This window comes from Ulvibacterium sp. (genome assembly GCF_965228935.1).
Taxonomy (GTDB): domain Bacteria; phylum Bacteroidota; class Bacteroidia; order Flavobacteriales; family Flavobacteriaceae; genus Ulvibacterium.
Map to the genome: position 1 here is coordinate 351,879 of NZ_OZ245846.1, position 12,729 is coordinate 364,607.

10 protein-coding genes are annotated in these 12,729 nt (G+C 43.7%); 8 read left to right on the top strand and 2 right to left on the bottom strand.

Features of this window, described 5'->3' with window-relative positions; genetic code table 11:
- The first annotated feature begins 53 nt into the window (after nucleotides 1-53).
- The 3 genes from ACO06Y_RS01585 (at nucleotide 54) to ACO06Y_RS01595 (ending at nucleotide 3,958) form a co-directional block, all read left to right on the top strand.
- Nucleotides 54-1,085, top strand: coding sequence for a hypothetical protein (locus ACO06Y_RS01585; RefSeq protein ID WP_422082071.1), 1,032 nt, complete (start codon nucleotides 54-56; stop codon nucleotides 1,083-1,085).
- 74 nt (nucleotides 1,086-1,159) lie between these two features.
- Nucleotides 1,160-1,456 (top strand): EF-hand domain-containing protein, encoded by a 297-nt coding sequence (locus tag ACO06Y_RS01590; protein ID WP_422082072.1) that lies wholly within the window; start codon nucleotides 1,160-1,162, stop codon nucleotides 1,454-1,456.
- Between the two features lie 66 nt (nucleotides 1,457-1,522).
- Nucleotides 1,523-3,958, top strand: a complete 2,436-nt coding sequence (locus ACO06Y_RS01595; protein ID WP_422082073.1) for a TonB-dependent receptor domain-containing protein — start codon at nucleotides 1,523-1,525, stop codon at nucleotides 3,956-3,958.
- Between the two features lie 153 nt (nucleotides 3,959-4,111).
- On the opposite strand, the gene ACO06Y_RS01600 is transcribed toward ACO06Y_RS01595, so the two are convergent.
- Nucleotides 4,112-5,809 carry a serine hydrolase domain-containing protein gene (locus ACO06Y_RS01600; protein ID WP_422082074.1) on the bottom strand — a complete coding sequence of 566 codons (1,698 nt, stop codon included), beginning with the start codon at nucleotides 5,807-5,809 and terminating at the stop codon, nucleotides 4,112-4,114.
- 343 nt (nucleotides 5,810-6,152) lie between these two features.
- Between ACO06Y_RS01600 and ACO06Y_RS01605 the strand changes: the two genes are divergently transcribed.
- From ACO06Y_RS01605 to ACO06Y_RS01625, 5 genes are all read left to right on the top strand, one after another.
- Nucleotides 6,153-6,515 (top strand): BlaI/MecI/CopY family transcriptional regulator, encoded by a 363-nt coding sequence (locus ACO06Y_RS01605; protein WP_422082075.1) that lies wholly within the window; start codon nucleotides 6,153-6,155, stop codon nucleotides 6,513-6,515.
- Between the two features lie 4 nt (nucleotides 6,516-6,519).
- Nucleotides 6,520-7,926, top strand: coding sequence for a M56 family metallopeptidase (locus ACO06Y_RS01610; RefSeq protein ID WP_422082076.1), 1,407 nt, complete (start codon nucleotides 6,520-6,522; stop codon nucleotides 7,924-7,926).
- A 34-nt stretch (nucleotides 7,927-7,960) separates the two neighbouring features.
- Nucleotides 7,961-9,205: a serine hydrolase domain-containing protein gene (locus ACO06Y_RS01615; protein ID WP_422082077.1), complete on the top strand. Its 1,245-nt coding sequence runs from the start codon at nucleotides 7,961-7,963 to the stop codon at nucleotides 9,203-9,205.
- Nucleotide 9,206: 1 nt separating this feature from the next.
- On the top strand, nucleotides 9,207-10,271 hold the full coding sequence (locus ACO06Y_RS01620) for a PQQ-binding-like beta-propeller repeat protein (RefSeq protein ID WP_422082078.1): 1,065 nt from the start codon (nucleotides 9,207-9,209) through the stop codon (nucleotides 10,269-10,271).
- A gap of 290 nt (nucleotides 10,272-10,561) precedes the next feature.
- Nucleotides 10,562-11,149, top strand: a complete 588-nt coding sequence (locus ACO06Y_RS01625) for a recombinase family protein (protein WP_422082079.1) — start codon at nucleotides 10,562-10,564, stop codon at nucleotides 11,147-11,149.
- 98 nt (nucleotides 11,150-11,247) lie between these two features.
- Here the strand turns inward: ACO06Y_RS01625 and ACO06Y_RS01630 are convergent, their stop codons facing one another.
- Complete coding sequence (locus ACO06Y_RS01630; protein WP_422082080.1) at nucleotides 11,248-12,621, bottom strand: DUF4038 domain-containing protein; 1,374 nt, start codon at nucleotides 12,619-12,621, stop codon at nucleotides 11,248-11,250.
- Nucleotides 12,622-12,729: the final 108 nt, after the last annotated feature.

Here is a 12,729-nt window from a genome sequence, read left to right on the forward strand (position 1 = left end):
ATTCGCCCGTTCACCGTGAAACGCAACCCCATAATTTCTTAAAGAACATTCATATGAAAAATATTGAAAAAATGCACATGCCCTTTGTACTCTTCGTCCTTTTATCGTGCTTGAACTGCAGTAACGACAATACGGACACGGATGATGGAATCGATACCGATGACGACACGGTTGAAACCATTGAATATCCAGGTACGGCTTCAGTTACACAGGGGCGAGCAACTACGGTGATCGAAAATCTATATGATGCCGGCCAACGCGTTTCTGGAGTGGGAATCATCACTGCAACGGACGATTCAGAGTGGACGGTTCCCGCAGAAGTCAACTATACGGATGACGGTTTTCCGTTCGCCCCTGACCTGTTCAACCCTTACGCTACCCAATACAATACGGCATCGGAGGCTTTGGCGGCTTTTGATGAAAATGACATCATTGAGATAGATGCGGATGGAGAGGTGGTGACCGGCTATATTTTTGCCGACAACTATTTTGAACTCTATATCAACGGAACCCCAGTGGGCAAGGATGCCGTTCCCTTTACGGATTTCAATTCCCATATCGTAAAGTTCAGGGTATCGCGTCCCTTTACGGTAGCGATGAAGTTGGTCGATTGGGAAGAGAATCTGGGTCTGGGCTCCGAGTTCAATCAGGGAGCAGATTACTATGCCGGTGACGGGGGTATGGTGGCCGTGTTCAAGGATGTATCCGAAAATACCATTGCCATTACGGGCGAAGATTGGAAGGCCCAAACGTTCTACACGGCCCCCATAAAAGATCTAAGCTGTCCCACCGAAGATGGGACAATACGGATTACATCCAACTGTAATACGACCAGCGTAAATGACGGTACCACGTTCTATGCCCTGCACTGGGAACTGCCCGATACTTGGATGGAAGAGAGCTTTGACGACTCCGACTGGCCCGATGCCACTACGTATACCAATGAGACCATTGTGGTCAACAACAAGGAATCCTATACCCGTTTTACGGATATATTCGACGACCCGGAAAACGATGCGGAGTTCATCTGGTCCACGAACGTCGTTTTGGACAATGAGGTCATCGTAAGGTATACCGTGGAATAAAAAACGAACAGAAAAAACATGACGCTACAGTAACGGTGCGTCAAAAATAGAATGACAAATCAAAATATCTAAGTATGAAACAACACCTTTTCTCGATAGCCGCTTTGGCCATCTTAATGGGAACTCTCTCTTCTTGCCGTTCAAGTAATACCGCGGGACAATCCAAACAAGGAGGGCCAGAAAGACAACCACCTTCTGCTTCTGAAATTATCTCTCGAATGGATACTGATAAAGATGGAAAATTGTCCATGTCGGAGGTCAGGGGGCCCTTAAAGGAACGCTTCGGTGAAATCGATACCGATGATGATGGCTTTCTTACGAAGGAAGAGTTGGAAAAAGCTCCCAAGCCAAGGCCCCGAAGAGAAAGATAATTACGAACCGAACGTATTTGGTTGATGCATTATTACAAGACCCTTTGTTCCATTACAATGGTTTGTATGATTGGTTGGTGTACCATTGGAAATGCCCAAAGAAAGGAATTTTCCCTAACGGGCACTATATTGGACAAAGGGTCCGGTCAACCATTGGAATATGCCACCGTCGTTTTGGAGAACCTGTCCAAAGAAAATGAGATTACAGGAGAAGTCACAAATGCCCAGGGCAAGTTCCACATTAAAATTGCATCGGGCAACTATCGGATACAGGTAGAATATCTTTCCTATGTGACCTTCCGTATTGAAAACCAACAAATTTTGAAAAATACAGACCTTGGCATTATCCGTATGGAAGCCGATGTTTCCACATTGGAAGAAGTGGTGGTTACCGGTGAAAAAACGACCGTAGAGATACGTCTTGACAAAAAGATATACAATATCGGTAAGGACTTGACCACTAGTGGTGCCACGGTAAGCGATGCGCTGAACAATGTACCTTCGGTTACAGTGGACATTGACGGGGCCATAAGTCTACGTGGCAACGAGAACGTACGTATCCTTATCAACGGAAAGCCATCGGCCCTGGTCGGGTTCGGCTCCAATGATGTATTGCAACAACTGCCCGCGGATGCCATAGATAGGGTAGAGGTGATCACCAGCCCATCGGCTAGATATGATGCAGAAGGTACCGCAGGCGTCCTGAACATCGTACTCAGAAAGGACAGGACCTTAGGTTTCAACGGCACTGTCAATATGACCGCGGGCTATCCCATCTTCAGCAGGATGACCTCGAACCTGAACTTAAGAACCGATGCCTTCAATATATTCGGCACATTGGGATATGATTATTCAGAAAGCCCTGGGAACGGTCTTTTTGACAATACCTACACCAGTGGGGATTTTGACAGGATTTTGGAAAGCAGGGATATTCTCAGGCAGCGACAGGGCCATAACCTGAATTTGGGCGTGGAATACTATATTAATGAAAAGTCCTCGATCGTTGGCAGCTTCTTTACCAGACAATCCAATGATGAGGACAATACCGATATTGTGTACGACCGCTTCATCAACAACGTTTTGGACAGTGAGAGCCTCCGTGTGGAAAATGAAATGGAGGATGCCCATGCCCATCAAGTAGCATTGAACTATGAGAACAATTTCAATTCTAAGGGACATAAATTGACCGCGGATTTTCAGTACTCATATGACAAGCGGGAGAAAACTACGGGCATTGATGAGAACATCATATCGCCGTCCATTGAATTGTTGGACAGGGAGTCCATTCTTGAAACGGAGACCCAGAACGAGCTGTTGCTACAGGCCGATTATGTGCTTCCCGTGGGAGACAGCCAATTTGAAGCGGGCTATCGTGCAGATCTTGAGGAAACCGTGACCGATTATCGTCTGGAAAATCTTAACCTGGATACAGGCGGATTCGAAGTGGACGAGGGATTGACGAATGTCTTTACCTACACGGAAAATATCAATGCCCTTTACACCCAATATGGAAATAAATGGAAAAAGTTCTCGTTTTTGTTGGGCCTTCGTTTGGAGAACACCCAATTGAAGGGACAGGTGGAATCCGATTTTGACGAAGAAGCGTTGGAAGAAGCATTGGGCGAGGATATCGATTTGAATTTTGATGAGAACTATTTAGGTCTGTTCCCCACAGTGAACCTTATCTACGAGTTGGCGGAGAACGAAAACATCACCTTGGGGTACAACCGAAGGATAAACAGGCCCAGGGGCTTCTTTGTCAATCCATTTCCCTCGCGGTCAAGCGTCATCAATATCTTTCAGGGCAACCCCGACCTGGATCCGGCTTTTGCCAATGCCTACGATTTAGGCTACCTAAAACGTTGGGAAAAATTGACGATCACTTCTTCGATTTATTATCAAAAAGAGACCAATTCATTTGAAATAGTACAGGAAGAGACCGGTGAGACCACCCCGGAGGGAATCAATATCATCCGCTCGGTACCCATCAACCTATCGACGAATGAACGGTATGGCACGGAACTGGGCATCTTGTACAATCCAAAGCGCTGGCTCAGGCTCAATTGGAGCATCAATGCATTCCAATTTGTCAGCGAAGGAAATTTCAATAGTGTTGAATATGGTACCGAAAATACGAGCTGGTTCTCAAGGTTCAGTTCCAAACTGACGTTGCCCGGTAAAATTGAATGGCAGACTAACGCCAATTACAGGGGCCCGCGTCAAAATGCACAGACCAAATACAAAGGTGTGTTCTTTATGGATTTGGCGTTTAGCAAGGATATCTTCAATGACAACGCCACGTTAGCCCTTAACGTGAGGGACGTGTTTAACTCGCGAAAACGGTTTATTGATACCGACACGGATTTCTTCACCTCAGATGGTGAGCTCCAAAGAAGGGAAAGGCAATGGGCCCTGTCCTTTGTCTATCGCATCAACCAGAAAAAAGAGCGGGGAAAACGTGAAAGACAGGAGGATTTCGATGATTATGAAGGGGAATTTTGACCATTAAAATCAAGTCGATGTCGAATACGGTGATTGCAATCGATGCAGCAAAATATGGTGCTTTCGCTAAAGCCTTAACTCTTAAAATAAACACCCTTGATTTCAAGCGGTGCAATAAAACCAACCTTTGATGAACTTTTGTCTTTTACTCAATTAGTTGGTTTTTTGAAACCACTGATTTCTGGCCCTTTCATTGGTAGTATAAAAACCAATGATTTCATTGTTCTTGTTACGGTAGAATTCAATCGACTTGATAAACCACCTGTCGCTCCGAAAAACATCGTTCCCAAAGGCTGTCAGATCCAGCTCTCCGTGCCTGAAATGCCTCAACTTTAGCTGTTGGTCCTTGTAGGTAACATGATATTCGGTATTGAGCTCTTCACTGACATAGCTTCCGGTGTATTGTATGATGTTTTTTGGGACAACAGAAGAGCTTTCCTTTATTTTCGGTGCTGCCATCCCAGTATGTTCCATATGTGTTGCGGTTCCAGAAATATCCCGGTAAAAGGTTATGGTCTGTCCACCGTTAGTGGGGATTCTGAATATCGAATCCGACTCGGCGGTCATTGGAAAGATATGTTCGTCCATGGTTTGGCCCCAAATCTTGTTTCCCTCACGAAAAACAGTGATGTACCATGCGGGGCCCAGTCGATAGGTGCCTGTAAACTGGTCCAATGTTTCCGTTGGCAGTTCAAATGGCTCGTATATTCCTTGTCCTTCTTCTACATTGTTTACCTGAGCATCAGGGAGGTAGAGGGATGCTATTTCGTTGGCAGTAGCATACACATTTTTCTGATGGTTGTTTAACACCAAAACCGATAGGTCATGCTCGGGGAAGAGTATCATACAGCTTGTGAAAGAGGCCCAGCTTCCCGTATGGAGTACCCTTTTCGTGTCACGGAACTCATCTATTTCAAGGCCGAAGGCATATGAGATCACCTCACCGTTATTTAGTGTTCCTCGTCCGTACATCCGTTCGACCACAGAGGCTATTTTCGCTTTGGGAGAAATAAGATGGACCATCCATTTCGCCATGTCGGTAGTGGTCGAAAAAAGCGAACTGGATCCCAGGGCGGTAAGATTATTAGGTGAAATTTGATACGGGCCATCCTCGATTCTATAATAACCGTTGGCACGGTCGGGAACGACCTGCCTGTGATCATCCAGAAATCGGGTGTCGGTCATCCCAAGGGGCAGGAATATACTCTCGTAGGTCCATTGTGCAAAAAATCGTCCCGTCACTCTTTGCACCAGCTCCGCCAATATATTGTATCCTGTATTGGAATAGGAATATTGGGATCCGGGAACAAAGTTCAGTTCTTTCTGGGCATAGGCCATTCGCAGTATTTGGTCGTAGGATATGACATCATCGAAGGACCAGCCGGCAAGTGGCAAGGTGCTTGTCCAATCCCTTATCCCACTGGTATGGTGCAATAGATGCTCAATTGTAATGGTATGTTCAAAATCGGGCAGTTCCGGAATATATTGACGGATATCGTCGTCCAACGCTATTTTTCCCTGCTCGACCAGTAGTGAGATAGCAAAGCCCGTGAACTGTTTTGAAAGCGAGGCAAGGTCGAAGACCGTATTCGGGCCGATGGGTACTTCATGCTCCAAATTGGCATATCCATATCCTTTGTTCAAAAGGATATCCCCATTTTTGATTACCAATACCGCAGTTCCCGGTGCAATGAATTCATTAGCATTAACCAGTAACGAATCCACCTTTTGTAACAATTCATCTTGGGTTATCGGACTATCAGGAGCTTTATTGCAGGAATGGCATAAAAAAAGTGCGATTGAAAGAGAAAGAATCTGTTCGACTGATTTTTTAATGATTTGATTTTCCATTCTAATGGCCATTTTGTTCATATTGCCGAATTTTCGAAAACATAGACGGAAGAGATCTAATGGGACTTTTGATTTTTATAATAATTTCACTTTGGTCGCTAGGTATCATAATTGTGGACAAATCCTATACCAAAATATCAATGCCCTCACAATCAATAGCCTATGATCAAGGTTCTTCAAATCAGACTGTTAAGCTGTAAAATATTTGTACGATCATTGTCAAACATGTGTACAATTTTGAACCTTGCTTTGTTATTTCCGATAGTCTTTCAACAATAAAAGTACTAACATATTAGGATATATACTAATCTATTAGTAGATTTGTCTGAAAAGCATAGGGAACATGAAACAGCTCGCAAAAAGGGAAGACCAGATCATGCAGATCGTCTGGCGGCTTGAGAAAGCTTTTATCCGCGATATCATCAAGGAAATACCAGATCCCAAACCGCATTACAACACGGTAGCCACCATGGTCAAGATCTTGGTGAGGAAAGGATTTCTGAAATCCGAGCTTTTGGGGAATTCGTACCGTTATAGCCCGGCAATAGAAAAGGATGCTTATAGGGACCAACACCTTGTGAACATAAAAAAGAAATATTTTGGAAATTCCCTGCCCAAAATGATCGCACATTTTGCCAAGGGGGAAAAACTCTCCGATGAAGAGATAAGGGAGATTATCCGAATAATCGAATCACAAAAATCCTGACAGGATGGTCGCATTACTTTTAAAAGCTTCTTTGATCGTTGTGGTCTTTTTGTCCTTTTACAAGGTTTTCCTCGAAAAGGAGAGCTTTTTTGCCGTGAACAGGATATACCTTTTGGGCAGCTTGATCCTGGCCTTTATCCTTCCGTTTATCCCACTGCCAAAACTTGTGCAGGGGCAAGGATTGGTTTCAGATGCTATAGCTCTCATCGACCCCATTGAATCGATCGGGCTAGGAACGGATGTCGCTTCTTATGAAGACAAGGTCGACCTACAGCATCCCGATTCCGACAAAAATGCCGAGTTCAAAGAGGAAGGGCTTTCAACGGCAAAACGGGTGAAAGATCCGATGTACTGGCTAAAGATGATCTATTCCTTCGGGGTACTGGTCCTTTTTCTCAAACTGCTTTCCCAAATTACAGGCATCCTATGGAGAGTAATAAAAAGTAAGGACAAGGTGAAAGATGGGGATACTGTTATTATAAATACGAAGTTGGTCAAGGAGCCCTACTCCTTTTTCAAATACGTTTTCATCGACCCCGAGGGCTACGACTACGAGACCTACGAGCAGATCATCGATCACGAAAAGATCCATATAAGGAAAATGCACCAAATTGATCTTCTATTAGCGGAGATAGCAACCATTGTTCTATGGTTCAACCCCTTTATTTGGGCTTTCAGAAAAGAAGTCGAGAAAAATCTGGAGTATCAAACGGACGCATTTTTGTTGGAAGGAAAAATGGTCAGAAAAGATATCTATCAAATGAATCTGTTAAAGATTGCCACCCATAACAGGCCTCTGAACGTAACCACGAATTACAATCAATCAATGATAAAACAAAGGATTCTAAAAATGAACTCAAAAAAATCACGCTCGCACGGTTATTGGAAATATGCATTTCTGGCCCCCTTGCTATTTGGCCTCTTACTTGTACTGAACCAACCGATTTTAGGTCAGTCGGAGGGTCGGACTACGTTATCGTCTGGACAGGACCAGGAATATGAAATGGAAAAGGTCAATACTGATCAAATGGACAAAGCATATAAAAGTATTTACGTTCTGATAGACGAAACTACCCAGGAGGATAGGTTTTCGGATATGGAAGAGCTGTTGGCGCAATACGGGGTCAGCTTTACAGTGACCGGGTCAGAATACAGGAACGGCAGGCTTACCGCCATCGATTTCAAGGCCGATCTTCCCGATGTCCATACCGGCCCCTACTCGACCACCTCATTTCCCGTAATACTGTTCAAGGAACGGGATAGTGGGTATGGTGGGCTGTACAACGACATACCTGCCAGAATATCACCTATGGGGAAATCAATAGTCGAGAACAATCTCAATGGTGTGGTCGTCTTTCATCATGATGGTTCCTTTAGGATGAACGGTTCGGGAAGTTTTCAAAGCCATTGATCATTGCATGCCTCAACCTTCAATTATTTCCGTTATGGAGTATAGTGATTTTAGGGATAAACCAATACGTCATAAGGCCTTGTTCTTTATTTGGCTCATGTATGCAATTGTAATATGCTCATATTCGAGATTTACCTTCGCACAAACAGGGTCAAAATATCAAGCAATCGATTCGACCATTGAGCGTCTTTTGACAGAAAAGCATATACCCGGATTCGCCCTTTGCATCGTAAAGGATAGTACCATGGTATGGTCCAAATCTTATGGGGAGGCGGATAGGGAAGAGCAAATCCTTATGGATTTGGACGCCATTATGAACATTGGCTCCATCTCCAAGACCTTTACGGCCACAGCTGCCCTGCAACTTTGGGAGAGAGGACTGCTCGATTTTGATGAAGACATCAATGACTATTTGGACTTTAGGGTCAGGAATCCAAAATACCCGGAAAGCCCCATTACGGTATTTCAGATCTTGACGCACACTTCCTCGATACAGGACGGGAAATCCTATAGCACGGGTTATTCCTGTGGCGACCCGATAATATCATTACGCGACTGGGTCTTTCACAATTTGACACAAGGGGGAAAATACTATGGGGACGGAAAGAACTTCGCCGAACATGCCCCGGGGGAGGAGGAAAAATATTCGAATCTCGCGTTCGGACTACTCGGCTATATTGTCGAGAAAATTGCACGTATGCCTTTCAGAGACTACACCGAAGAACACATTTTTAAACCTTTGGAAATGAATAATACAGGTTGGTTCATCGGGGAAATAGACAGGAAAAAGCATATTAGACCCTACCTATATGTAACCGAGGAAAATAGGGATGAACTGTTGAAATGGAAAAGGCTGTTCCCCAACGAATCGGAATTTAAGGTCGGCAGCCTTGTCGGAGCCTGTCTGTACAGTTTTCCGAACTATCCGGACGGACTTGTCAGGACCAGTGTAAGGGAATTGTCCTTTTTTCTCACGGCCATGATGAACGGGGGAAGCTTCAAGGGCAGAAGAATACTTAAGGGGGAAACTGTGGGTAAAATGTTTTCCCTACAAATCGAGGGCAATAATCATAGAGGTCTTTGCTGGTACAAAAAAGACTTTGGACATTCCGATCGGCCTTTGACCCTTTGGGGGCATAACGGAACGGATCCTGGGATACAGACCAATCTGTTCCTTCACCCGACCGAAAGAATCGGGGTCGTTACGTTTCAGAACAAAACGTCCGATGGAATACCAGAGATCATCGAAGCACTATATTTAATTACACAAAACCAGTAAAATGAGAAAAATAATCCAGTTACTTTTTACCCTTGCTATTTTCCATACCGCTTTTGCCCAATGGCATAACGATTATCTTTCCCACCACGCCTATGAGTCCAAAGCGCTAAAAAAAGAACCTAGGGAAAAGTGGATCTTTAATGCTGAAGGCAGGGTCTTCGGCCCGGCCCTAAAAGAGGGTAACTCCCTTTTCTTTGGGGATACCAAGGGGTTTTTGTATTCGATAGACTCTGAAAACGGACAGTTAAATTGGAAATTCAAGGCCGAAGCAAAAGTTTTGAGCTGTCCCACGATAAACAGCCGATATGCTTATTTCGGATCATACGATGGTTATCTATATTGTTTGGACATTGGTGATGGCGAGTTGGTCTGGAAATTTAAGACCGGGAGCGGCGCATCTTGTTCTCCTCCCCTGGTCAAGGATAACAAGGTGTTTTTTGGTAGCCATGATGGCTACTATTATGTAGTCAATAAAATGACCGGGGGACAACTTCTAAAAAAGGAGATCGGGGAGGGAACTTGCAGTACCACATCATATGATAGCGGGTTGTTGTATTTGGGGGACTGGGGTGGCAATGTACATTGTCTCCATGCCGATGATCTAAAGAGCGAGTGGAGTTTTAAGACCGATTATAAGATTTATCAGACCCCGACACTGGTTGAAAAGCAGGTTATCATGGCCAGTTTTGACAGTATCGTGTATTCCCTGGATAAAAAGACCGGAGCCTTAAAATGGAAAAAGAAATTGAATTCCGTTGCCAATCAGGTAGGTTTCAAAAATAATGTTACCTTCTTTAATACTAGGGACAGTGATTTGTACGCCCTGGACAAAGAAAATGGGAAACTGCTATGGAGGTTTGAAACAGATGGTTCCACATGGGGGTTCGCTATAAACGCGGAGGACACCATATATTTTGGGAGTGGTGATAACAAGCTTTATGCCATCGACCTATATACCGGAAAAAAAATATGGGAATATGAAGTGGGAGATGCGGTTCAACGCGGATCAATATATGACAGGATCCTTTATTTTCCCAGCGGAAACAAATTATATGCCCTTCATTGATTCAAGTTCATTGAAGAGCTCCAAGGTTGTTCCGATGCTTATCATTTGAAAGAGTCCTTTAAGAAGAACGTTTTAATGAACTGAAATTCAGAACAATTTTGGCAAGTGGATTTTGAATTGCCCGTTCATATCTCAAAAACGCCATTAAATGTAGGTTGGTTGGATTGATGTTGTAACAATCAGTGTTTTCAGGAGTCCTTAATATAGATACAAGGATAAAACCTTTAAAAGCTTCTTCGCCAACTACCCATTTATCCAACCTTCCAATACCTATAGTTTAACCGCCCCAAATGGAGCTTATAACATCGATTGTTATGATATTCGGATATGCCAGGATGTCAACACAGGAACAGAATTTGGACGCTCAGATTGAGCTTTTGAGAAAAAACGGATGTGAAAAGATTTACACTGATATTGCCAGTGGAGTTAGAAGCAACAGAAAAGGCCTTAATGAGTTGATTAAATATATGCGTCAAGGCGACACAGTTGTTGCGTACAAAAATGATAGGATGTTCCGTTCATTGAAAAATATGGTTGAGTTAATCGACAAATTCAATGAGGCTGGAGTTTATTTTAAAAGATTGAGCGAACCGGAATTTGATACAAAGTCGGCAAATGGAAAGTTTCTCTTACAGATTTTCGCAGCAGTGGCGGAGTTTGAGCGAAACTTAATTAGTGAAAGGACAAAAGTAGGGCTTGAAAATGCTAGAAGAAGAAATAAGTCATTGGGCAGGCCTAAGGGCTCCAAAAAGGAAACAATTGAAAAATATCAATATGCAAAATACCTTTATGGCAAAAGAAATCTACAGATAAAGCTGGCTTGTAGAAAGGCTGGAATTTCTAAATCTTCATTCTATCGAGTAGAAAAGTCCCTTTAAATTGTTGGTTTTGTGAAAAACTCATAGTTACAAAAATTGTCCAATGCAACTCATTTTAATAGGCTCTACCATAATTGCCGTAGCCTTTGTTCTTTTACTTATTGTAGCGGAAAATTATCGACAGCAAGCTTATCACTTAGAATCAGTACCCAGTCATTGCCGGGGCCCGACTTGCCCGGAGGATCGAAACTTTGGTGGGATGGTTTGTTTGAAACGGGAACATGTTCCCTTTTGTATTCGTTGTTCCGGGGATCATACCAAATTGCAGAAAGCGTATGCTTTGACAATTTGGACATGTCTATCACATATGGCGCGTCACTGGCAGAGTAAATAAGGGCAAAGCTATTGTCCACGGCCTTGGTGGCTTGAATATGTGTATCGTAGTTATCAGAGTTGCCCTCTACGATGATACTCTGATCGGGATGCAGTTTTAAATAATCATCCCCTAGATTGTGAAGGAAACGGCTTAGATAGCCCATATGTCTTGCCCCTATGTAGTGGATGGCGTCCAACGCCTTATTGCTACAACCCTTTTCAAGTTTCAGGCCATCCCAAATTCCCCCTGCACCATAGGTATGGCCGAAGGCTCCGGCAAATATGGTGAAATATGCCCTTCTGCGAATGTTGAAAGGAGTGGTTCCACAAAAGTCCTTGTTATTCTCGTACCATGCCTCGGAATCCAATGTTGGTTTGTGCTTCCCGTTGTACGTCTTATTATAGTCGTACGTTATGGTCTCCCATACCGTCCAGGTCCGTTCATCGTTTCTGGGCAGATCTTCCAAACAACACCATTGGCTCGTCTGCCAGTTGTTAAAATCACAGATGTCCCCATCCTTGGAGATGCTGGTTCCCCTTCTATAGTCTGCATGTATTGTGAGAAGTTTATGGCCGGTATCCCCATCCCTGATACCTTTGACCAACATGCTTATCTTCTCGTTCTCGATGCCATTTTCCCGGGAGTGGCTTCCTGCCTCTCCCAAGGTGAGCCAAACGATATTGTTACGGTTTTTATAACGATTTCCTACCCATTTGCCAAAATCGTAAAGGGACTTGGCACTGTTCCTCTTTGCGAGTCCCCACCAACCTAGAGTAAGGCCCACATAAAGGTTTCGTTCTTCACATTTGGCGATGTACTCATCAAGGTATGACCACCATTTCTGATTCGGGTTTTTCAGACTTCCCGGTCCATCACCATTGTAAAGTTTTTCCCTACAGCTTATTAGCATTATGGTGAAACCCTGTTCCCTTCGATTATCCAAAATACTATCGATGACAGTAGGTGGGAGTTTGGCGAAGAACCAGTTCGTATCCCCTACCCAAACAAAAGGGGTTTTGTCCTCTTTGACCAAGAACCGATCGTTTTCGGCGATTCTGAGCTTTTGCATTTGTCCTGAAGTGGCTATCGTGCACATTACAATGACAAGAACGGAGCTGTATTTGATCAGTGGTCTTTGATTCGCTGATTTATTCATGATGTTTCTTCGAAAGTATAAATTTTTACCGGAAAAATAGGAAGGGAAGGATTTTCAAGCTAAAAGGGTCATAAAAATGGTTGGTTTTACGGAACTAAAGATGAAATA